Here is a 20,665-nt window from a genome sequence, read left to right as displayed (position 1 = left end):
GATTCGCCCATCTCTCCGCCCGCACGAGGCCGCCATGTCCCTGAACTTTCGCCCTGCCCGCCCCGACGATGTCGACGCCGCCCTCCCGCTGATTTACAGCTCCGGCCCTCGCGCCTTCAATTACGTATTCGGTGCCGATCGGGTGCAGGATTTTCTGCGTCAGGTGTTCGTCGGTAAACACGGGCAATTCAGCCATCGCCAGCATTGGGTCGGCGAGCTCGACGGTCAGGTGGTGGTGGCGGGCACCGTGATCAGCGCCGAGGCCAACCTGCGTAATATGCTCGCCGCCACCTGGCAGATTTTGCGGTTCTACGGCCTATGGAATTCGGCGGGAGTTATCTACAGGGGCTTGCAGATGGAGCACCTGATCAAGCCGCCGAAAAAGGGCTTCAACTACCTCGCGCACCTGGGTGTGCAGACCGGGCTGACCGGCCAGGGGATTGGCAGCCAGTTGATCGACTACTTTCTGAAACTGGGCAGTGCCCGTGGGCTACCCAAGGCGGCGCTGGATGTGTCGGCGGAGAATCCGTTGGCGCAGGCGTTGTATGAGCGGCTGGGGTTTGAAGTGGTGGTGCAGCGGGTTTCTACATTGCAGGGGGTGCCGGATCATATTTATATGGAGCGGCGTTTGTAGATCAAAAGCTCGAGGCTGAAGCCTCTCCCACAGGGTCCCGTGTGGCCTTGTAGGAGAGGCTTCAGCCTCGATGCTTTCAGAACAATCACTTCAGGTACCACCCCCACGGCTCCGTCCCGATGTACTCCGTCACCTGTTTCACTTCCAGGTAATTATCCAATCCCCAACGCCCCAGCTCGCGGCCAATGCCGCTCTGCTTCATGCCGCCCCACGGCGCCTGGTTGAAGGTCGGCTGCGAGCAGTTCACCCACACGATCCCCGCGCGCAGCCCATTGGCCACCCGCGTGGCGCGCTGCGGGTCGGCGCTCATCACCGCGCCGGCCAAGCCGAAGCGGCTGGCGTTGGCCATGCGAATGGCGTCTTCCTCGGTGTTGAAGCGCTTGACGCACAAGAGCGGCCCGAACACTTCTTCGCGCCAGATAATGCTGTTTTCGGCCGGCTCGTCGAAGATCGCCGGTTCGATAAAGTAACCGCGTTCCAGGTGCGCCGGGCGCCGGCCGCCGGTAAGCAATTTGGCGCCGCTGCGGGTGGCCTGCTCGACAAAGCCGATCACCTTGTCCAGTTGCCCTTTGCTCACCAATGGCCCGAGCAACACGCCCTGTTCCAGGCCGCTGCCGATGGTGATGGCGCGCGTCGCTTCCACCAACCGTTCCAGCAGTTTGCTGGCAATGCCCTGCTGCACCAGCAGGCGCGACGTGGCGCTGCACACCTGGCCCTGGTTCCAGAAGATACCGAACAGAATCCATTCCACGGCGGCGTCGATATCGGCATCGTCGAACACGATAAAACGCCGACTTGCCGCCCAGTTCCAGGCTGATGTTTTTGATATCGGCGGCGGCCGCGGACATGATTTTCGCCCCGGTCGGCACGCTTCCGGTAAAGGCCAGTTTGTCCACCTGCGGGTGCTGGCTGAGCGGGCTGCCGGCGTCCGCACCCAGGCCGGTGACGATGTTCAACACGCCCGCTGGCAGACCGATCTTGTCAGCAGCAGCGGCCAGTTCCAGCGCAGTAAGCGGCGTGAGTTCGGATGGTTTCAATACCACCGTCGCGCCAGCCGCCAGGGCCGGAGCGACCTTCCACGAGGCCATCAGCAGCGGGTAATTCCACGGAATAATCTGCCCCGCCACGCCAATCGGCTCGCGGCGGATATGGCAGCGAAAACGCTCGTCCGGCAGCGCCAGCGGCTCGTTCTGTTGCTGGTCGAGTTCACGGGCCAATTCGGCGTAGTAACGGAAACAGCCGATGGCATCGCCAATGTCCCATTGCGCCTCGGGCAGCGGCTTGCCGTTGTCGCGTACTTCCAGCAACGCGAGGGCGTCCTGGCGGCCTTCCAGTTCAGTGGCCAACGCCTCCAGCCAGTCGGCGCGTTCGGCCCCGCTGGTTTGTCCCCAGCCATTGTCGAAGGCCCGCCGTGCCGCGCGCACGGCGTGGTCGATATCTTCTTCGGTGCCGGCCGGCACGCGCTGAATCACGTCTTCGGTGGCGGGGTCCAGGGTTTCGAATACCCGCCCAGGTCCGGGTTTTACCCATTGCCCGTTGATATACAGCTGATCGCGCATCGCTTTTCTCCTTGCCAGCTCGGCCTTACGCGGCCCGACGGCCCTGCAGATAACGGGACGTGAACAGCAACGCCAGCGAGGCGAGGATGATCACGGTGGATATGGCGTTGATCTCCGGCGTGATGCCGCGGCGGATCGAGGAAAAGATGTAGATCGGCAAGGTGGTTTCCGAGCCTGCGACAAAAAACGCGATGATGAAGTCGTCAAAGCTGAAGGTGAACGCCAGCAGAAACCCGGCCAGAATCGCTGGCGCAATCTGCGGCAGAATCACCCGCCAGAAGGTCTCCAGCGGCGGTGCATACAAGTCGGCGGAAGCTTCCAGCAGCGCCTTGTCCAGCGCGTCCACGCGGGTGCGGACAATCACCATCACCAGCGCCATGGTGAACAGCGAGTGCGCGGCGATAACCGTAAAAAAGCCCATGCGCAGTTTCGGAATGCCCATGTCCAACGCCGCCAGCAATGGGTTGAACAGGTCGAACAAGGTGATAAAGGCAATCAGCGTGGCGATGCCGATGACAATCCCCGGCACGATGATTGCGCAATACGTCAGGGCATCGAAGACCATCCGCACCCGCCCGCTAACCCGCTGCAACCCGAACACCGCCAAGGTGCCGAACAGGGTTGCCAGCAGCGCCGAGCACAGCGCAATTAACGCGCTATGGCCCAGCGCTTCCATGATGAAGGGGTTGTCGAAGGCGCGGCCGAACCACTGCGTGGAGCAGCATTCGAACGACAGTCCGCTGCGCCCGGCGTTGAAGCTGAACAGCATGATCAGCGCAATGGGCGCATACAAAAACAGGTACACCGACGTGGAGTAGCCACGCAGCCACAGGGCTTTGTCGTTCATCTCAGAGCATCCCGTCTTGCTGGCGGCCGCCGTAGCGCGCCACCAGTTTCAGATACAGCGCGATGATCGCCAGCATCATCGCCACCAGGGTCATGGCCACTGCGCTGCCGAACGGCCAGTTGCGCGATTGCAGAAAGAGATCGACCAGCGCGTTACCGACAAAGAACACCTTGCCGCCGCCGAGAATCGCCGGAATCAGGAACTCGCCCATCAGCAAAATAAACACCAGCATCACCCCGGTAATTACTCCCGGCGCCGACAGCGGCAGGGTTACCCGGCGGAAGGTTTCGAAGGCGCCGGCGCCCAGGTCGTGCGATGCCTCCAGCAAGCGTTTATCGAGCTTCTCCAGGCTGACGAAAATGGGGAACACCATCAGCGGCAGGTAGCCGTAAACGATGCCGATCAGCACCGCCGTGGGGGTGTTGATCAGGCGCACATCGTCCAGGCCAAGGCTGGCCAGCAGCGCCGGAATACCTTTGCCGCTGAGGATAAAAATCCAGGCGTAGGTGCGGATCAGAAAGCTGGTCCAGAACGGCACGATCACCAGGGTCAGCAGCAACGAGCGATTGCGCTGCACTTTGACCGCGAGGAAATAGGCCAGCGGGTAAGCCGCCAGCAAACACACCAGCGTGCCCAACGGCGCCAGCACCAGCGTGTTGCTGAACGCCGCGGCGCGGGAGGCCAGGTTGAGGTAATTGGCGAAGGTGAAGGCCGGGGTATAACCACCCACGGCGCTGCGCTCACCCAGGCTGAACAGCAGAATCACCACCAGCGGCATCAACAGCAGCAGCACAAACCACAGGGTTGAAGGCAACAGCAGCAGCCAGGTGATACGCCGACCGAGGCTGGGTGCCTGCGCAGGCGCGGCAGTAGCCACCGCAGGCAGCGGTGCGCTAACGGCTATGTTCATGGGGGAATCCTTGGGCATTGTTTTCAAATCTCACACCGACCGGCCCCCTCTCCCTCTGGGAGAGGGTTGGGGTGAGGGTGCTTGTGACAGCAAAACCCTCTCCCTAACCCTCTCCCGCTAGCGGGCAGAGGGGACGGACCGTGGTGGCTTATGCGGCTTTAAACCGCGCCATCAACTCCGCCCGCACCGGGCTGGTAAGCGTTGCTGCTGCACCGAACTCCAGGGTGCTGAGCAACTCCGCCGCCGGGTACATGATCGGGTCGTTGAGCATTTCCTTGGGCAGCAGCGCGTCCACGCGTTTGTCGCCGCTCGGGTAGCCGTGGGCTTCCACTTCCAGCTTGTTCACCTGCGGGTTGAGCAGGAAGTTGATAAACGCATAGGCCGCGTCGCGGTGTTCGGCGTCTTTGGGAATGGCGAAGAAGTCGCTCCACAATTCGCCGCCTTCCTTGCCCAGGGTGAATTGCAGGTTGGGCAAATCGCGGTGCAGTTGCGAGCCGTCGCCGGTCCAGCACATCGACATCCAGGCATCGCCGCTGCGCATGCTCGGCTGGTAGTCGGAGTTGATGGCGAACAGGTGTGGCTTCACTTCAATCAGCAGTTTTTCGGCATCGGCCAGCTCTTTTTCATCCAGCGAGTTGAAGCTGTAGCCGAAGGATTTCAGCGCATTGCCGATGGCGGTCAGTTGGTAGTCGTGCACCATTACGCGGCCGGTCGCCGGGCCTTTGGCCAGGTCCCAGAACTCTTTCCAGCTGGCCGGTTTGCCGGCGATTTTCTTGCTGTCGTACACAAAGCCGGTGGTGCCCCAGTTTTTCGGCACGGCGTATACCTTGCCGTTGACGATGCCTTGTTCCATAAAGCGCTTTTCGTAAGCCTTGGGGTCGAAGTTGGACAGGCGCGTCAGGTCCAGCGGCTCGATCAGGCCCAGCTCCACATAGGTGCTGATGGTGTAGTTGGTGGGCACGAACACATCCCAGCCGCTGCCACCGGCCTGCAGCTTGGCGAGCATTTCTTCGTTGGAGCCGAACACGCTCATCTGCACCTTCGCGCCGGTCTGGCTGGCGAAGGCTTCGAGGTTGGCGGGGTTGTGGTAATTGGGCCAGGTGGCAATGGCAACGCGGTCGCCGATCGAGCCTTTTTCGGCGGCGAAGGCGCTGTTGGTCAGGATGCCGGGCATATTGGTGGCGACGACGGCGGCGGCTACGCCAAGCCCCGTGCGACCGAGAAAGTCGCGACGGGTGATGGAACCGTTCTGCCAGCTACGCATGGTCTTGATGAAATCTTTTTTGTCCATTTCGCGTGATCCCCTTAAACGTGTCGGTTAGTTATTGGTGTACTTGCCGAACTGCGCTGCCTATCAAAGTCCCATCGCCAGACCATTGGCCTGGTCCCAGCCGATCTGCACGGCGGCGCCGTGTTCGAAGCTCGTCTGGTTGTGTTCCCGCACCCGTGGCACGCGTACACACACGATGCCGAAGGGTTCGGTACGAACGCGGTACTCGGTGAGGTTGCCGAGGTAAATGCGGTCTTCCACCTGGCCTGCGAGGGTCACCTCGCGGCCAAGCGGCGTGTTGGCGGCGCCGATGCTGATCAGCTCCGGACGCACCGCGATGCAGCCTTGCACCTGCGGGCTCAGCGCCACGCCGCTGGGGCTGCGCGGGCTGCTCAGTTGCAGGCCTTGCGGGGTTTCCAGCACCACGCTGTTGCCCTCGATGCGGCGCACGGTGCCGTTGAACAGGTTGGACTCGCCGATAAAGTCGGCCACGTAGCGGCTGGCCGGGGTTTCGTAGAGTTGTTCGGGGGTGGCGGTCTGCACAATGAGGCCGTCCTGCATCACGCTGATGCTGTCGCTCATGGACAGCGCTTCTTCCTGGTCGTGGGTAACCAGCACAAAGGTGATGCCGACTTCACGTTGCAGGCGCAGCAGTTCCGACTGCATTTCCTTGCGCAGCTTGCGGTCCAGGGCGGCCAGGGGTTCGTCGAGCAGCAGCACGGTGGGTTTGTTCACCAGTGCGCGGGCCAGGGCTACACGCTGTTGCTGGCCACCGGAAAGCTCGCTGGGTTTGCGTTGGCCGTAGCCGCTCAGGCGCACCATTTCCAGGGCTTCGTCGGCCAGGCGGCGTTGTTCTTTTTTGTCCGGGCGCGGGGTTTGGTAGCGCAGGCCGTAGGCAATGTTGTCGGCCACGCTCAGGTGCGGGAACAGCGCGTAGCTTTGGAACACCATGTTCACGGGGCGTTGAAAGGCGGGTACGCCGGCCACCGAACGGCCGGCCAGCAACACCTCGCCTTCGCAGGGTTGCTCGAAGCCGGCGATCATCCGCAGGGTGGTGGTTTTGCCGCAGCCTGAGCTGCCGAGAAACGAATGGAAGGCGCCGCGGCGCACCTGAAAGCTCACACCGTTGACCGCAGGCGTTGCGCCGTAGCGCTTAACCACCTGACGGAATTCGATATCGACTGCTTGGCTGGAATCGCTCACCGCTCGCCCTTGTTCTGGTTCTGGTTCTTGTGCGTGTGAGGGGAAACTAGCAATGGGGTTTGGGGGCGTATATATCCCTTGAGGGATAGAGGTCGGTTTATGTGTTTGTAGGAGCGACCTTGGTCGCGAACCCTGGAAAAGGTATTCGCGACCTTCGTTTGCAGGGTTCGCCAGCAAGCTGGCTCCTACAAATTTACGAGGCGTCTCGCAAGGCAAACTCATCGACGTTTTCGGAGCCGGCCAGCTCGCGAATAAATAAACCTAGCAACTCCGCCTGGCTGCCTATGCCGAGTTTGGCGTAGATATTTTTACGGTGGATTTTCACGGTGCCGGGGCTGATTTCCAGTTGCTCTGCCACCGACGCACTCGAGTGCCCGCGCAGTAACAACTGCACAATCTCCTGCTCCCGCGGCGTCAGGCTATGGGCGCCGAAGCCGTCGAAGGCGGCGCGAATTTTATGGTCCAGGTCCTGCGCCGGGCGTTGCACCCGGCATTCTTGCCACGCCTCGCGCACCACCTCTACCACCACCGCTTCGGCGCATTCGAGCATCTGCAGTTCGTCGCGGCTAAAGGCTGGGCTGGTGGTGCTGCGCATCAGGGACAGCACGGCTTTGGCGCCGTCGGCCAGGTCGACGAAGAACGCCACCTCCTCCGCCAAGCCGGTGAGCTGGTAGTAGTTGAGGTAGTACTCGCCCAGGTAAAAGTGGTCCGGCGCGAACTGGCGCAAGCGCCATAAACCGGGCGGCTGGTTGCGGGTGCAGGCGAGGTAAAAGGGGTCGAGCAGGTACGGCCCCACCTGATAGTCATCGACGTAGATTTTGCGTTTGTCGGCCGCAAAGGTGTCAAACAACGCCAGTGGGCGGTGGTTGCCTTCGTAGACAAAGAGCACGAAATGGTCGACCGGGCAGATCTGTTTCAGCCACTGACTCAACCCCTGCAGCCGCGGACGGCCGTTCGGCAGACTGAGCAAATGGGCGAAACCGGCGGTCCAGTGTTTCAGGTCCTTGTGGCGCATGGCGGGCGTCTTTGGGGCAAAGGTGGGGGTATCCAGACTATAGATGTTCAGAATAGCGAACGAGAATGCAGGTTTTGCGCCATTATCCTGAAACCCCCAGCCTGGCGCCCTGCGCGCTTTTCCCGCCCCCGACACTGCACCAGCCTGGCTCGCCTGGCACCAGTAAACGTCACTGGCAGTAACGTCTGGCAGGCCGTGAGCGTCAACCAGACCTGACGACTATGCTTTCCCACATTCGGCCGGTTTTCCGGGCGCTCAATTTTCTGGTCACGGTGGTAACGCGATAGTGATTCCTCTGTTGGTCTGCGACGACTCCATGATGGCGCGCAAGCAGTTGATCCGTTCCTTGCCGGCGGATTGGCCGGTTTCCATCACCCAGGCGACCCATGGCCAGGAAGCCATGCAGGCGATCCGCCAGGGCCTTGGCCAGGTGGTGTTGCTCGACCTGACCATGCCGGTAATGGACGGCTACGAAGTGCTCGCCGCCCTGCGTGCCGAGGGCCTGGCCGCCAAGGTGGTGGTGGTGTCTGGCGACGTGCAGGAAGAAGCGATGCGCCGGGTGCTGGAGCTCGGCGCCCTGGCCTTTATCAAGAAACCGGCCGAGCCGGAAATTCTGCGCCAGACCCTCGAGCGCCTGAACCTGTTGGGTAAGCCGGCGGCACCGGCCGATGTGCCGCTGCGCCCGGAGTTCGAGCTGAAGGTGAATTTCCGCGATGCGCTGCGCGAGATCACCAACGTGGCCATGGGGCGTGCCGCCGCCCTGCTGGCCAAGGTGCTCGGGGTGTTTGTCGAGTTGCCGGTGCCGAGCGTGAATATCTTCGAGGTCAGCGAGCTGCATATGACGCTGGCCGATGCCCAGCGCGGCGAGCGCTACAGCGCTTTGTGCCAGGGGTTTATTGGCGACGGCATTGCCGGCGAGGCGTTGCTGCTATTTCACGACTCGGAAATTGCCGATATCGGCCGCCTGTTCAAGTGGCAGCCCAAGGACGAGCGCGATGTGTCGGAGATGCTCCTGGACCTGGCGAGCATTCTGATCGGCGCGTGTTTGAGCGGTATTTCCGAGCAGATTGATGTGCGGTTTTCCCAGGGCCACCCGCAGCTGCTGGGCCTGCACAGTTCGATTGAAAGCCTGATAACGGTGAACAAACAACGCTGGCGCAAAACCCTGGCCGTGGAGATCAGCTACAGCCTGGAAGGCCACGATGTGCATTTTGATTTGTTGCTGCTGTTCACCGAAGACTCGATTCAGCGCCTGACTTACAAAATCAATTACCTGATGAACTGAGACCCAGCCCTATGCCCGCGCAGATCGACATCAAAGAGGTTCACTGGCTGCTGGATATCGTGCAATGCATCGATGTGGGCGTGATCGTGCTCGACCGCGAGTACCGCGTGGAAGTGTTCAACAGCTTTATGGAAAACCACTCGGGTCTGGGCCCGGATGAGGTGCACGGCAAGTCGCTGTTCGCGCTGTTCAAAGAGATTGACGAGGCTTGGTTTCGGCGCAAGGTCGACACCGTGGTCACCCTCGGCACCCGGGCGTTCAGCCTGTGGGAGCAACGGCCTTACCTGATGCATTTCAAGAACTACCAGCCCATCACTGGCCGCGCCGACTTTATGTACCAGAACGTCACCCTGCTGCCGCTGGCGACCAGCAGCGGGCAGGTTGAGCATATTTGCGTGGTGATTTACGACGCGACCGAGGCAGCGGTGCATAAGAACGCGTCGTGACCGAGTAGACCTGCACGACTCTGGATTCCTGCCTGCGCAGGAATGACGGAGGTGGTTGGAAGTACTCCGTCATTCCTGCGCAGGCAGGAATCCAGAATATCCCGCCGAGCGAAGCCCCCCGTAACGACGTTACTTTTTCTTCCGCGGCCCGGTATTAAAACTCGGCACCTTGCGAATCGCCTTCACCGGAGCATCCAACGGCTCAGCGCTTTCAGTCCACTTACCCAAGGTTTTGCTCTTGCCGCCCCCACCACTGGTTTTCGGTTTTTTCGGCTTCTTCGGTTTTTTCAGCACCTGCCCGCTCGGGTCGGTCACTGGCACCCGGTGCTCGGGTTCGAAGTCTTGCTCTTCGCTGCGTTGCAGGGTCTGACGGGTGAGCACTTCAATGGCGGACAACAGCTGCACTTCATCCGCGCACACCAGCGAAATCGCCTGGCCGCTATTGCCGGCACGGCCGGTGCGGCCGATGCGGTGTACGTAGTCTTCGGCCACGATCGGCAGGTCGAAGTTGACCACCAGCGGCAGGTCGTCGATATCCAGACCACGGGCGGCCACATCGGTGGCCACCAGAATCTGAATTTCGCGGGTTTTGAAACGGTCCAGCGCGCGCTGGCGGGTGGCCTGCGGTTTGTCGCCGTGAATGCCGTCGGCGTTGATGCCCAGGGCTTGCAGCTTCTCGCACAGTTCATCGACGCCGTTACGGGTCTTGGCAAACACCAGCACCTGGCCCCAGCGCTGTTTTTTCAGCAGGTGAATAAATAGCTCGGACTTGCGCTTTTTATCGACCGGAATAATCCATTGTTTGACGCTGCTGGCCGCCACATTGCGCGGGCTGACTTCAATGCTCAGCGGGTCGTTCAGGGTGTTGCCGGCCAGAGTGCGGATGGCTTCGGAGAAGGTCGCGGAGAACAGCAGCGTCTGGCGCTTTTTCGGCAGCGCAGCGTAGATGTCGCGCAGCTCTTCGGAGAAGCCCAGGTCGAGCATGCGGTCGGCTTCATCGAGAATCAGGGTTTGCAGCTGGTTGAACTTCACCGCGTTCTGGCGAAACAGGTCGAGCAGGCGCCCAGGGGTGGCCACCAGAATGTCGACGCCTTTGCGCAGTTTCATCATCTGCGGGTTGATGCTGACGCCGCCGTATACCGCGTAGGTGGTCAGCGGCAGATGCTGGCCATACACGCGGATGCTTTCGTGCACTTGCTCGGCCAACTCTCGGGTGGGGCACAGCACCAGCGCACGCACCGAGTTGCTGGCAACCGTAGGGCCTTCGAGGGTCAGGCGCTGCAGCAGCGGCAGGGCGAAGCCAGCGGTTTTGCCGGTGCCGGTTTGCGCAGCGGCCATCAGGTCGCGGCCGGCCAGCACGGCGGGAATGGCCTGGGCCTGAATCGGCGACGGGGTTTTGTAATCGAGCTCTTGCAGAGCGCGCAACAAGGGTTCAATCAGGCCAAGGGTGGCAAAGGTCATAGCGGGTGCTCGGGGGGTATTTCAAAGAGGCCGGCAGTTTACCCTGTTCGCCGCTCACTCAACCATGGCGCGCCAGCAGCAGGGCTTCGCTGATTTTCTTCGCCGGCACTTTCTGCAGGCGGCACAGCAGGCTATGGGAGATGCTGTGGATGCCGTGTTGCTCGCGCAACTGACCGGCCATAAACAGAGTGAGGTTAGCTGCCATTTCCGCATCGGCCATGGCCCGGTGAGCCTTGCCGGTAACCGGCAGACGCGCCCAGCTGTTGAGGGTGCCGAGTTTGTGGTTCGGCGCCTGGGGCAGTAAACGCCGGGCCAGCAACATGGAACACGCGAAGGATTGCACGCGCTGGCGTTTGATGAGGCTGAGTTCGGCGTCCCAGAATTTCTGGTCGAACGAGGCGTTGTGCGCCACCAACGGGATAGTGCCGACGAATTCGGCCACCGCTTCCATCACTTCATCGGCCGGCGGCGCCTCGCGCAGCATGGCGTTGCTGATGCCGGTAAGGCTTTCGATAAAGGGTGGCACCCAGACGCCGGTTTTCATCAGGCTCTGGTAGCGCCCGACAATGCGCCCGTCTTCGACAATCACCGCAGCAATTTCAGTGGCACGGCAATTCTGGCCAGGGGAGATGCCAGTGGTTTCAAAGTCGATAACAGCGATGGGTTCCACAGAGAGTCTCGTAGGTTGGGTTGAGCGCAGCGAAGCCCAACGATACGGAGAAACTCGCCCCTACACCATGCCAAACAGAACGAGGAGCCGTGTCACCGTCCTGATTGATATCGGCGTTGGGGCGTATGGCGGCGAATCGTTGGGCTTCGCTTTGCTCAACCCAACCAACGCGGCCATCAGCGCAGAAGTAAGGCGCCTTCGATCGGCACATAACGACTGGCCGCACGCACCAGCGACTGCGCCGTCAGCCCCGGCACCCCATACGCCACCGCCTCGGTGCCATAGCTACGCACCTTGTCGAGCAACATATCGAAGTCGCCATCACCCGAGGCCAGCACCACGCTGTCGACGCGCTGGGCGGCGTCCATGATGTCGATGGTGATGCCCACGTCCCAGTCGCCCTTGGCCGAGCCGTCGCTGCGCTGGATGTACGGTTTGAGTTTTACGGTAAAACCCAGGTTGCGCAGGATCTGCTGGAATTGCTGCTGCTTGGGGTCACCGCGGTCGATGGCGTAGGCGTAGGCCTCGACGATCTCGCCATGCTGGCTGATATCGGCCCACAAGGCGGCATAGTTGAAGTGGCAGCCATGGGCCTGACGCACGGTGTAGTAAAGGTTCTGCACATCGGCGAACACGGCGATTCTTTTCACCAGCCTGACTCCTGGGGCTGCCAAACAGTGGGCAGTATGCCATCAGGGCGCCATGAATAGCGGCACCAATGTGCTAACCGGTCGCCACAATTCGTACATTGGAGGCCCGCCGCCCTTCGGCTAAAGTGGCGCCCTTGCTTTCGCTGCCGTGACCTTTGCAATGAATCCTTTGCCCGTAATTCGCGATGCCTGGTTTTTCTTCAGCCGCAACCTGGCGACCATCGCTGTGCTGTGCCTGCCCCTGATCATGCTCGAAAGCCTGGCGCAGTATGTGCTGGCCAGTAACAGCGGGCCGGACACCTCGCCGGCCTATAGCGTGGTGGTGGGCCTGTTGTTCTACCCGCTGTACACCGGCTCGCTGATCATTTTTCTCGCCGCGCGCAGCAATGGCGAGCAACCGCGCCTGGCCAACGTTTGGGCGCTGGCCCTGAGCCTGTGGCCGCGCTTTGCCGTGCTGGCGGCGCTGAGCACCTTGCTGATCATGGTGGGCATCAGCCTGATGCTGCTGCCCGGTTTGTATGTGCTGGTGAAACTGGCCTTTTCCGAATACCTGCTGGTGCTGCGCGGGCTGTCGCCGCTGGCGGCCATGCGTGACAGCTTTATTCAAACCAACGGCCACTTCGCCCGCGTAATGCTTTGCCTGCTGTGCGTAATGGTGCCGCTGTGGGCCCTGGACTTGCTGAGCTACCAACTCGCCGGCAAGGACAACGACGTGCTGCTGTTCGCCCTGGATTGCGGCAACGGCTTCTTGCAGCTGTTCGCCAGCGTGGTGACCTTTCGTTTGTTTATGTTGATCAGCAGCGAAACGGCGCGCGGCTGATTTCCAGCTAGGCTCAGGGGAAGCCTTTCCCGGAGCCTGTTCCATGGCTGATGCCAATCCCAGCATCCTTTCCCACCTTTCCATCGGCACCAATCACTTCGACCGCGCGTTGGTGTTCTACGACCGCGTGCTGGCGACCCTGGGTTGCAAGCGGGTCATGGAGCACCCAGGCGCCGTGGCTTACGGCCGCATGTACCCGGAGTTCTGGGTGCAGACTCCGCTAGACGGCCAGCCGGCCAGTGTCGGCAACGGCACCCATATCGGCTTTGTGGCGCAGGACAAAGTGTCGGTCGATGCCTTCTACGCCGCAGCCCTGTCGGCCGGTGCCAGTGGCGACGGCCCTCCCGGCCCCAGGCCGCATTACGGCGAGCAGTACTACGGCTGTTTCGTTCGCGACCTGGACGGCCACAAGATCGAGGCCACCTACTGGGAGGCGACATCGCTGTATGAGATTTATGTGGAGCCGAGCAACGACGACATCGCGCCTTAACGTTGCGCTTGGTAGTGCTGGGCTTGGCGAGTGATCCAGCCCTCTTCCAGCATCTGCTGCAGGGCCGTGGTCATTAACGTCTCTTCGTTCAACAGCGCCCGCACCCGCGAGAACCCAATAAACAACTCCGTACGCGCATCGGGCTGATAACGCGCCTTGGCGATGGTCGACGCGTATTGCGGTTGCAGCAGTTCGAAATCCACCTGGCAGTCGGTGCCGATGATGGCGGCCAATCGACCGCGCGACAGCATCTGCAACAGCTGCTGCTCGTTATTGACCCCGCGTTTGAGCAGCGTGGCGTCCGAGTCGAACGGTTGGAAGTACGCCGACTCGTGAACGAAACCGACCACTTTGTCTTTCAGATCGCCGTAGTCCTGCAACTGCGCGGCATCGCCCGCTGCCGTGTAGAAACGCGGCGCGCAGGCGTAGTAAGGACGGGACAGGTACTGGATGTACTGTTCGCGGTCGGGGGTTTTCGCCAGGCCGATCATCAGGTCGGCGCGGCCTTGTTGCAGGTCGGCCAGCCCACGGGCCCAGGGCGCGCGTTTGATGTCGAACTGCAGGCCGCTGCGCCGGGCGACTTCGTTGAGTACGTCGATATCCAGGCCGACCAGATTGCCTTGCGCATCGAGCATGCGAAACGGCGGCCACAAATCGGTCATTACCCGCAATGGCGCACGGTCGTCGGCAAGCACGAGCTGACACAGCAAAGTGATCAACAGCAATGACCAGCGCATTTATTGTCCTTGTTCTGATAACGACCCGCCTGAGCGCACCACGGAGGTCGTACAACTGCGCAGTAATCTACAGGGCCTTTTGTGACATTCGCCAGATGCCCGCGCGCATTTGGGCTAAAACGCCCGGCTCGGTTATGCTCCGGCTCGCACCCTTTTTGCCACTTGGCCCTGCCATGCCTTTGTTTCGCACGCACCCGTTTCGCAAAATCCTGCTGCTTGTCGTGCTCCTTGGCATTGCCCTCGCCGTGCTCGTGTACAGCGTCACCTGGCACCCGGCCGACCGTGAAGCGGCGCCGCTGAGCTGCGATGTAAACACCGCCACCTTGCAGCCAGGCCAGGCGCTCAAGGTGATGACCTGGAACGTGCAATACCTGGCCGGCAAGCGCTACGTGTTCTGGTACGACCTGGCCGACGGCAGCGGCCCGGACACCCGCCCCACAGCCGCCGACCTGGCTTACAGCCTAGACGAAGTGGTGCGGATTCTGCGCGATGAGCAGCCCGATATTGTGTTGCTGCAAGAGCTGCACGAGAACACCAAAGCCACCGACTACCAGAACCAGCTGGCGCTTTTACTGGAGCGTCTGGCCGACCTTTATCCGTGCAGCAGCCAGGCGTTTTACTGGAAGGCCGACTTTGTACCGCACCCGAAAATTCGCGGCAGCGTGGGGATGAAGCTCGGCACGTTGAGCCGCTTTCGCATCAGCCAGGCCGAGCGCCTGCAACTGCCGCAACCATCGGCCGACCCGCTCACCCGCCAGTTCAACCTCAGCGCGCGCTGTTGTGAACTACCTGCCGATTCGTGGCGGCGGCCAACTGGCGGTCATCAACACGCACCTGGATGCATTCGCCCAGGGCGACGACACCATGCAACGTCAGGTGGCGATGATCGACGAGCAGTTGCAAGCGTTGAGCGACGCGAAGACGCCGTGGGTGATTGGCGGGGATTTCAACCTGTTGCCGCCGGGGCAATTCCAGCGGTTGTCGGAACGCCAGCGCGGCTGGTACGCGGCCGACACCGAGCTGCAGGTACTGGCGCGCAAGTACCCGATGATTCCCAGTTTGAAAGAAGCCAGCGGCCCGGATCAGGCGGCGTGGTACACGCACTTCCCCAACGACCCGCAGGTGAGCGGGCCAGACCGGACCCTCGATTACCTGTTCCACAGCCCATTGCTGGAGCGCGTGGCGGCGAATGTGCGGCAGGTGGATACGCTGCGGATCTCCGATCACTTGCCGTTGATAGCGCGGTTCCTGCTCCCGGAAAAACGCGCGGAATAACCGCAGGCTTAGCGCCGCGGTTTGGCGCGCGCCGTGGGCTCGGCAATCAATGGATCATCCGGCCAGTAATGCTTCGGATACCGCCCCTTCAATTCCTTCTTCACCTCGGCATACGTGCTGCGCCAGAAGTTGGCCAGGTCTTGCGTCACTTGCACCGGCTTGCGCCCTGGTGACAGCAGATGCAACTTCACCACCTGCCGGCCGCCGGCAATGCGCGGGGTGTCGGCGAGGCCGAACAGCTCCTGCATGCGCACCGCAAGCACCGGCGGTTCTTCGTTGTAGTCGATGCCGATGCGTGAACCGGAAGGCACTTGCACGGCCTTGGGCGCCAGCTCTTCCAGGCGCTGCGGCAGCGGCCAGGGCAGCAGGGTTTGCAGCATGTTGTGCAGGTCGAGATTGCCGAAATGGCTCAGGCGAGTGACCTTGCCTAGATACGGTTGCAGCCATTTTTCCAGACTGGCCAGCAGCGCTGCGTCGCTCACGTCCGGCCATTCGCTTGTGGTGCCGCTAGCCAGATCCAGCCGCCGCAACAGGGCGATTCGCGCCTGCCATTGGCGCAGCTCGGGCGTCCAGGGCAGCAGCTCCAATCCCTTGCGCCGCACTAAGCTAAGCAAGGCGCGGCTGCGGGTGGCTTCGTCGAGGTCTTTGAGTGGCTCACGGTTCAGCACCAGCTCGCCGACGCGCCATTGCCGTTCGGCCTTTAGCGCGCCTTCGCGTTCATCCCACTCCAGCTCTTCGCGCACGTTCACTTGTTCGCGCAATACGCTGTCGAACAGCGTCGGCTCCAGCTCGGCGGCAAGGTAGATGCGTTCCTCGCGCTGGCCCTGCCGGCTGCCCAATTCGGCGACCACCAGCCAGGGTTGTTTCATCAATGCATCGGGTTCGCCGAACTGCGCGGCGCGGCCGTTGGCCAGGCGGTATTCGCCGCCGCCGGCACGCCGTTGCTGGGCGACTCGGTCCGGGTAAGCAAACGCCAACAGCGCGCCCAGCCAACGCGGGTGGTCGGGATCGCTGACGGGCTCAGTGGGTTTGCCGCGTAGGTAGCTGCGAAATTGCTTAGAGAGTTGCCGTGCCCGTTGCACACCGCCCTGCCCGCTTCGATGGCCGCGTTCTTCGCCGCTGAGTAGCGCCAGGCGACTGTGCAGATCTGCGCCGCCACCGCGTTGGATATCCCGCTCTCCGAGCAAGGCCGCGACATCGCAGGCCAGATTGCCGAGCCCAACGCCTGGCCACGCAACAGCAGATGAGCGATACGCGGATGGGCCGGCAGCTCTGCCATGGCTTGACCATGGGGCGTCAGCTGGCCGCCGTCCTGCAAGGCGCCGAGGCGCACCAGCAGGTCTTGCGCCTGGGCATAGGAGGCACTTGGCGGAGCGTCTAGCCACGCGAGTTCCTGTGGAGTCACGCCCCAGCGCGCCAGTTGCAGCGCTAAACCAGCGAGGTCGGCCTGGAGGATTTCGGCACTGCCGTAGGCGGCCATCTGCTCGTGCTGCGCTTGCGACCACAGGCGATAACAGGCGCCCGGTTGCAAACGCCCGGCCCGGCCGGCGCGCTGCGTGGCGCTGGCGCGGGAGATACGCTGGGTGTCCAGGCGGGTCATGCCGCTGCCGGGGTCAAAACGCGGCACCCGGGCAAAGCCGGCATCCACCACCACACGCACGCCGTCGATGGTCAGGCTGGTCTCGGCGATATTGGTGGCCAACACCACTTTGCGTTTGCCAGCGGACGCCGGCTCGATGGCGGCGCGCTGGGCGCTGAGGTCGAGTTCGCCATGCAGCGGGCACAGCAGAATGTCGCTGCGCCCGTTCAGGGCCTCGCCGAGCTGATCGTTGACGCGGCGGATTTCGCCCTGCCCCGGCAGAAACACCAGCACGCTGCCGGGTTCGTCGTTCAGGGCCTGCAGCACGGTCTGCACCACGCGCGGCTCGAGCCCTTCTTTGGCATACGGGCCAGCCGGTTGGAACGGACGACCCCAGTGGGTTTCCACCGGGAACATGCGCCCCTCGCTGCGCACCACCGGGGCGTTATCCAGCAGCGCAGATAGACGCTCGCCTTCCAATGTCGCCGACATCAGCAGCACTTTCAGCGGCGGGTCATCACGCAGCAAGGCGCGGCCATTGAGGGTGAGGGCCAGGGCCAGATCGGCATCGAGAGAGCGCTCGTGGTATTCATCGAATATGACCAGGCCGACGCCTTCGAGCGCCGGATCATCCTGCAAACGGCGCGCAAGAATGCCCTCGGTGACCACTTCGATACGGGTTGCCGCACTCACTTTGCTTTCCAGGCGAATGCGATAACCGACCGTATTGCCGACCGCCTCGCCCAGCTCACTGGCCAAGCGTTCAGCCGCCGCACGCGCTGCCAGACGACGGGGTTCGAGCATGATGATCGACTGCCCCGCCAACCAACTTTCATCGAGCAACGCCAACGGCACGCGGGTGGTTTTACCGGCGCCGGGCGGCGCTTCAAGCACGGCCTCGTGGCGCTCGGCCAGGGCAGCGCGCAGAGCGGGTAAAACGGCGTCGATGGGCAGCGCTTGCAAGGTCAGGGGCGTAGACATGGAAAGGTCATTGGCAACAGGCAAAGTGAGGCGGCGAGTATAACGGCGAACGGCTTGCCTGAGCCTGCGGTCTTACTCATGCAAGACGGTGGTGAACGCTTGTATAGTTGCGCAACTTTTTTTCAGTGGAGATGCAGTTATGCACATGAAGTCTCGTGTTATTGGCGGTGCCTTGATCGTTGCTTTGCTCACGCAATTGACTGCCTGCGGCAGCATCTTTTTCCCTGATCGTCGTGGCCAGATCGAAGGCAAAATCGACCCGGTGGTTGCCGGCCTCGATGCCATCGGCCTGCTGTTCTATATCATTCCCGGCCTGATCGCGTTCGGTATCGACTTCGCCACCGGCGCCATCTATTTCCCCGAAGGCCAGAGCGCGCAAATCGACCCGCAGAAACTGCAGGACACCATCGGCACCGATGGCAAGGTCGACAACGTGCGTCTCAAAGCCCTGATCGAAACCGAAACCGGCCGCACGTTGCCGCTGGATGATCCGCGTCTGATCCAGCACAAAGGCAGCCTGCAACAACTGGCCGCCTTCGGTCTGCAACCCGCCGCATGAAACTGAGCCAGGCGCACGAGCGCCTGCTGCGTCAGGCCACTTTTGCCTCGCTGACGGTGGCGATCATTCTGATCGTCGCCAAAGGTGTGGCCTGGTGGTTAAGCGGCTCGGTCAGCCTGTTGGCGGGGCTGACCGACTCGCTGCTGGACGGCGCCGCCTCGTTACTCAATCTGTTGGCGGTGCACTATTCGTTGCGCCCGGCCGATGACGATCACCGTTATGGCCACGGCAAAGCCGAGGCGTTATCGGCCATTGCCCAGGCGTTGTTTATTGCGGTGAGTGCGGTGCTGGTGGCGATTCAGGCGGTGGAGCATTTGCGCCACCCCGAGCCGCTGGGTTCGCCGGAGTTGGGTATTGCGGTGATGCTGCTGTCGCTGGCGTTGACCGTCGCGTTGCTGGCGTTTCAGTACCGGGTTATTCGCATTACCGGCTCTACGGCCATTCGCGCCGACTCGTTGCACTACCGCTCCGACCTGATGCTCAACGGCAGCATCCTCGCCGCCCTGGTGCTGGCCTGGTTTGGCTGGCAGCAACTGGATGCGTTGTTCGGGCTGGGGATTTCGGTCTACATCCTGTGGAGCGCGGTGCAGATTGTGCGCGAGGCGATTGCCGTGCTGATGGATGAAGAGCTGCCGGTGGATGTGAGCGCGCAGATGCTGAAACTGGCCTGCGAGGTGCCCGGCGTACTCGGCGCCCATGATTTGCGCACGCGAATTTCCGGCTCGCACTGGTTTGTGCAATTGCATCTGGAGTTGCCGGGGGACTTGAGCCTGACGGTGGCGCATGGGCTGTGTGAAGACGTGGAGAAGGCGATTGTTGCGGCTTATCCGCGGGCCGAAGTGCTGGTGCACGCCGACCCGCAGGAAGTTGTGAAAGCCCGTTAAGGTCTGCGTTTTCAGGTCCGGCCAATCGAGGCTAAAGCCTCTCCCACAGGCACCGCATTTTCCTTTGTGGGAGAGGCTTCAGCCTCGATGTTTTTGATCTTCTCAATTCACGCTATAACCACGCCCTGCCATGCAGGCACCCAACGACCGACGATAGACATCCGCCACATTCGCCGCCGGCGCGTAGTTGGCTTGCGACGGGTCGAAGCCGCTCTGGTTGACGGCCCAGCGGTGGCAGTCGTAGCGGTCCTGAGCCACCTGCGCTTCGCTCTGCCCACGGGCCGGATAGGCCACCACGTCATAGCCATTGCCCTGCCAGCCGTTGTTGCTGGTGACCTGGGTGGGTGGGCTGGTGACTACGTATTCCTGGCGGTCGGCCTGGTACAGGTAGTAGGTGCCGGCGGCGATAAAGTACAGCGCGCTGCCAATCCAGATTTGTTCGGCATAGGACGGCAAGGTGCGCACACGCACGCCGTATGGCGGGGTGACCACGATGTAGCTCGGGCCATAGGGGCGGTACCAGTAACCGTCGGCGTAGTAGTAGTCGATGCCGCCGTGGGGCACGCGCCAGCGACCTTGTGGAATGTTGTCTACCCGATAGCCCGGCTGCCAGCGCGGACCCGGGCCCCAGCCGCCGTCCGGACGGCCGCCGTGCCATTGCTCACGCGGCGGTGGCGCCTTGCCGCCCAGCTGTTTGCTGGGGCCTTGAGGGCCTTGGGGTTGGTTGTTGCTGGGGCGGCCGCGATGGTCGTCATCGTCGTCACGCCCGCCGTTGTGGCCGCCGTTATAGCCTTGGTTGTTGCCGCCCTGGTTATAGCCACCTTGGTTGTAGCCGCCCTGGTTGTAACCGCCATTGTTGTAGCCACCGCCATAACCACCCTGGCCGCCGTCGGGGCGGTGGTCATCACGTTGCGGGCTGCTGCCACCCAGGGTGCGGCTGGCGCCTTGCGGGCCTTGTTGCTGCTGCGGACGGGACTGGCCGCCGCCTTGGTTGCCACCACCCTGATTGCCGCCGCCCTGATGACCGCCCTGATTATTGCCGCCACCAGAATTGCCGCGCCCCTGATCGCGCTGCGAACCGCCGCCACCACCGCCAAACACCGCACGTGCGTCAGGGCCATCGTCGGCCAGCGCACTGCCAAACATCGCCAGGGAAAGGACGCTTACACCTGCCAGGCGCCAGATCTGCGACTTCATGAACTTCTACTCCGAGGGGGGCGGTTACCGCGAACGGCCTGCCGTCATTATCGTTGAGCGGCGGGCAGTTGTAGCCGATTGGTAACAACTTCGACAACGGCCAAATACGGAGTTGCATGCGCCCAATAAAAAGGGGGCCTCGCGAGGGCCCCCTTTTAAACTTCGTCCGCTGCTAGCGATTGTGTCGCTGCCT

The 20,665-nt window shown here is 62.2% G+C and carries 18 protein-coding genes and 3 pseudogenes; 9 read left to right on the top strand and 12 right to left on the bottom strand.

Features of this window, described 5'->3' with window-relative positions; all coding sequences use genetic code 11:
* The first annotated feature begins 34 nt into the window (after positions 1–34).
* Positions 35–634: a GNAT family N-acetyltransferase gene (locus tag AC0V2S_RS02770; RefSeq protein WP_475508406.1), complete on the top strand. Its 600-nt coding sequence runs from the start codon at positions 35–37 to the stop codon at positions 632–634.
* 85 nt (positions 635–719) lie between these two features.
* Here AC0V2S_RS02770 and AC0V2S_RS02765 read toward each other — a convergent pair.
* The 6 genes and pseudogenes from AC0V2S_RS02765 to AC0V2S_RS02740 form a co-directional block, all read right to left on the bottom strand.
* A pseudogene (locus AC0V2S_RS02765) lies at positions 720–2,193 on the bottom strand (aldehyde dehydrogenase family protein).
* A 25-nt stretch (positions 2,194–2,218) separates the two neighbouring features.
* On the bottom strand, positions 2,219–3,025 hold the full coding sequence (locus AC0V2S_RS02760) for an ABC transporter permease (RefSeq protein WP_475508692.1): 807 nt from the start codon (positions 3,023–3,025) through the stop codon (positions 2,219–2,221).
* Positions 3,026–3,041: 16 nt separating this feature from the next.
* Positions 3,042–3,950, bottom strand: a complete 909-nt coding sequence (locus AC0V2S_RS02755; protein ID WP_475508405.1) for an ABC transporter permease — start codon at positions 3,948–3,950, stop codon at positions 3,042–3,044.
* 148 nt (positions 3,951–4,098) lie between these two features.
* Positions 4,099–5,241, bottom strand: a complete 1,143-nt coding sequence (locus tag AC0V2S_RS02750; RefSeq protein ID WP_475508404.1) for an ABC transporter substrate-binding protein — start codon at positions 5,239–5,241, stop codon at positions 4,099–4,101.
* 63 nt (positions 5,242–5,304) lie between these two features.
* Positions 5,305–6,423, bottom strand: coding sequence for an ABC transporter ATP-binding protein (locus AC0V2S_RS02745; protein WP_475508403.1), 1,119 nt, complete (start codon positions 6,421–6,423; stop codon positions 5,305–5,307).
* A gap of 193 nt (positions 6,424–6,616) precedes the next feature.
* Positions 6,617–7,438, bottom strand: coding sequence for a helix-turn-helix transcriptional regulator (locus AC0V2S_RS02740; protein WP_475508402.1), 822 nt, complete (start codon positions 7,436–7,438; stop codon positions 6,617–6,619).
* 286 nt (positions 7,439–7,724) lie between these two features.
* On the opposite strand from AC0V2S_RS02740, the gene AC0V2S_RS02735 reads away from it, so the two are divergent.
* Together AC0V2S_RS02735 and AC0V2S_RS02730 are read left to right on the top strand one after the other, a co-directional pair.
* On the top strand, positions 7,725–8,723 hold the full coding sequence (locus tag AC0V2S_RS02735; RefSeq protein ID WP_475508401.1) for a response regulator: 999 nt from the start codon (positions 7,725–7,727) through the stop codon (positions 8,721–8,723).
* Positions 8,724–8,734: 11 nt separating this feature from the next.
* Entirely contained in the window at positions 8,735–9,169 is a 435-nt protein-coding gene (locus tag AC0V2S_RS02730) for a PAS domain-containing protein (RefSeq protein ID WP_475508400.1), read from the top strand.
* A gap of 129 nt (positions 9,170–9,298) precedes the next feature.
* Here AC0V2S_RS02730 and AC0V2S_RS02725 read toward each other — a convergent pair whose 3' ends face one another.
* The 3 genes from AC0V2S_RS02725 to AC0V2S_RS02715 all read right to left on the bottom strand — a co-directional run bounded on the left by AC0V2S_RS02725 (position 9,299) and on the right by AC0V2S_RS02715 (position 11,950).
* A complete protein-coding gene (locus tag AC0V2S_RS02725) occupies positions 9,299–10,630 on the bottom strand; it encodes a DEAD/DEAH box helicase (protein ID WP_475508399.1) in 1,332 nt (443 codons plus the stop codon).
* A gap of 58 nt (positions 10,631–10,688) precedes the next feature.
* Positions 10,689–11,300 carry a 3'-5' exonuclease gene (locus tag AC0V2S_RS02720; RefSeq protein WP_475508398.1) on the bottom strand — a complete coding sequence of 204 codons (612 nt, stop codon included), beginning with the start codon at positions 11,298–11,300 and terminating at the stop codon, positions 10,689–10,691.
* 176 nt (positions 11,301–11,476) lie between these two features.
* Positions 11,477–11,950 (bottom strand): NYN domain-containing protein, encoded by a 474-nt coding sequence (locus AC0V2S_RS02715; RefSeq protein ID WP_475508397.1) that lies wholly within the window; start codon positions 11,948–11,950, stop codon positions 11,477–11,479.
* Between the two features lie 160 nt (positions 11,951–12,110).
* On the opposite strand from AC0V2S_RS02715, the gene AC0V2S_RS02710 reads away from it, so the two are divergent.
* Both AC0V2S_RS02710 and AC0V2S_RS02705 read left to right on the top strand, forming a co-directional pair.
* Entirely contained in the window at positions 12,111–12,770 is a 660-nt protein-coding gene (locus AC0V2S_RS02710; protein ID WP_475508396.1) for a YciC family protein, read from the top strand.
* Positions 12,771–12,813: 43 nt separating this feature from the next.
* Positions 12,814–13,260, top strand: coding sequence for a VOC family protein (locus AC0V2S_RS02705; RefSeq protein ID WP_475508395.1), 447 nt, complete (start codon positions 12,814–12,816; stop codon positions 13,258–13,260).
* Here AC0V2S_RS02705 and AC0V2S_RS02700 read toward each other — a convergent pair.
* Positions 13,257–13,997, bottom strand: a complete 741-nt coding sequence (locus AC0V2S_RS02700) for a substrate-binding periplasmic protein (RefSeq protein WP_475508394.1) — start codon at positions 13,995–13,997, stop codon at positions 13,257–13,259. The genes AC0V2S_RS02705 and AC0V2S_RS02700 overlap by 4 nt on opposite strands.
* On the opposite strand from AC0V2S_RS02700, the pseudogene AC0V2S_RS02695 reads away from it, so the two are divergent.
* Together AC0V2S_RS02695 and AC0V2S_RS02690 are read left to right on the top strand one after the other, a co-directional pair.
* Positions 13,985–14,830, top strand: a pseudogene (locus tag AC0V2S_RS02695) (endonuclease/exonuclease/phosphatase family protein); the annotation flags it as partial. The gene AC0V2S_RS02700 and the pseudogene AC0V2S_RS02695 overlap by 13 nt on opposite strands.
* Positions 14,831–14,861: 31 nt before the next feature.
* Entirely contained in the window at positions 14,862–15,272 is a 411-nt protein-coding gene (locus AC0V2S_RS02690; protein WP_475508691.1) for an endonuclease/exonuclease/phosphatase family protein, read from the top strand.
* An 8-nt stretch (positions 15,273–15,280) separates the two neighbouring features.
* Here AC0V2S_RS02690 and hrpB read toward each other — a convergent pair.
* A pseudogene (gene hrpB, locus AC0V2S_RS02685) lies at positions 15,281–17,814 on the bottom strand (ATP-dependent helicase HrpB).
* A 157-nt stretch (positions 17,815–17,971) separates the two neighbouring features.
* On the opposite strand from hrpB, the gene AC0V2S_RS02680 reads away from it, so the two are divergent.
* The gene (locus AC0V2S_RS02680; RefSeq protein WP_475508393.1) at positions 17,972–18,391 is read left to right on the top strand and encodes a polyribonucleotide nucleotidyltransferase; all 420 of its coding nucleotides are present in this window, start codon (positions 17,972–17,974) and stop codon (positions 18,389–18,391) included.
* Positions 18,388–19,275 (top strand): cation diffusion facilitator family transporter, encoded by an 888-nt coding sequence (locus AC0V2S_RS02675; RefSeq protein WP_475508392.1) that lies wholly within the window; start codon positions 18,388–18,390, stop codon positions 19,273–19,275. The genes AC0V2S_RS02680 and AC0V2S_RS02675 overlap by 4 nt, the downstream gene beginning before the upstream one ends.
* 102 nt (positions 19,276–19,377) lie before the next feature.
* Here AC0V2S_RS02675 and AC0V2S_RS02670 read toward each other — a convergent pair whose 3' ends face one another.
* Positions 19,378–20,472 carry a DUF6515 family protein gene (locus AC0V2S_RS02670; protein ID WP_475508391.1) on the bottom strand — a complete coding sequence of 365 codons (1,095 nt, stop codon included), beginning with the start codon at positions 20,470–20,472 and terminating at the stop codon, positions 19,378–19,380.
* Positions 20,473–20,665: the final 193 nt, after the last annotated feature.

The organism is Pseudomonas sp. CC11G (assembly GCF_056174845.1).
This window is presented reverse-complemented; position numbering and strand designations above follow the sequence as displayed.

Excerpts from the sequence above, each read along its gene's own strand:
- AC0V2S_RS02670 (WP_475508391.1), bottom strand. The coding sequence starts at position 20,472 with ATGAAGTCGCAGATCTGGCGCCTGGCAGGTGTAAGCGTCCTTTCCCTG.
- AC0V2S_RS02675 (WP_475508392.1), top strand. The coding sequence starts at position 18,388 with ATGAAACTGAGCCAGGCGCACGAGCGCCTGCTGCGTCAGGCCACTTTT.
- AC0V2S_RS02700 (WP_475508394.1), bottom strand. The coding sequence starts at position 13,997 with ATGCGCTGGTCATTGCTGTTGATCACTTTGCTGTGTCAGCTCGTGCTT.
- AC0V2S_RS02755 (WP_475508405.1), bottom strand. The coding sequence starts at position 3,950 with ATGAACATAGCCGTTAGCGCACCGCTGCCTGCGGTGGCTACTGCCGCG.
- AC0V2S_RS02680 (WP_475508393.1), top strand. The coding sequence starts at position 17,972 with ATGCACATGAAGTCTCGTGTTATTGGCGGTGCCTTGATCGTTGCTTTG.
- AC0V2S_RS02750 (WP_475508404.1), bottom strand. The coding sequence starts at position 5,241 with ATGGACAAAAAAGATTTCATCAAGACCATGCGTAGCTGGCAGAACGGT.
- AC0V2S_RS02710 (WP_475508396.1), top strand. The coding sequence starts at position 12,111 with ATGAATCCTTTGCCCGTAATTCGCGATGCCTGGTTTTTCTTCAGCCGC.
- AC0V2S_RS02730 (WP_475508400.1), top strand. The coding sequence starts at position 8,735 with ATGCCCGCGCAGATCGACATCAAAGAGGTTCACTGGCTGCTGGATATC.
- AC0V2S_RS02740 (WP_475508402.1), bottom strand. The coding sequence starts at position 7,438 with ATGCGCCACAAGGACCTGAAACACTGGACCGCCGGTTTCGCCCATTTG.
- AC0V2S_RS02705 (WP_475508395.1), top strand. The coding sequence starts at position 12,814 with ATGGCTGATGCCAATCCCAGCATCCTTTCCCACCTTTCCATCGGCACC.
- AC0V2S_RS02770 (WP_475508406.1), top strand. The coding sequence starts at position 35 with ATGTCCCTGAACTTTCGCCCTGCCCGCCCCGACGATGTCGACGCCGCC.
- AC0V2S_RS02725 (WP_475508399.1), bottom strand. The coding sequence starts at position 10,630 with ATGACCTTTGCCACCCTTGGCCTGATTGAACCCTTGTTGCGCGCTCTG.
- AC0V2S_RS02690 (WP_475508691.1), top strand. The coding sequence starts at position 14,862 with ATGCAACGTCAGGTGGCGATGATCGACGAGCAGTTGCAAGCGTTGAGC.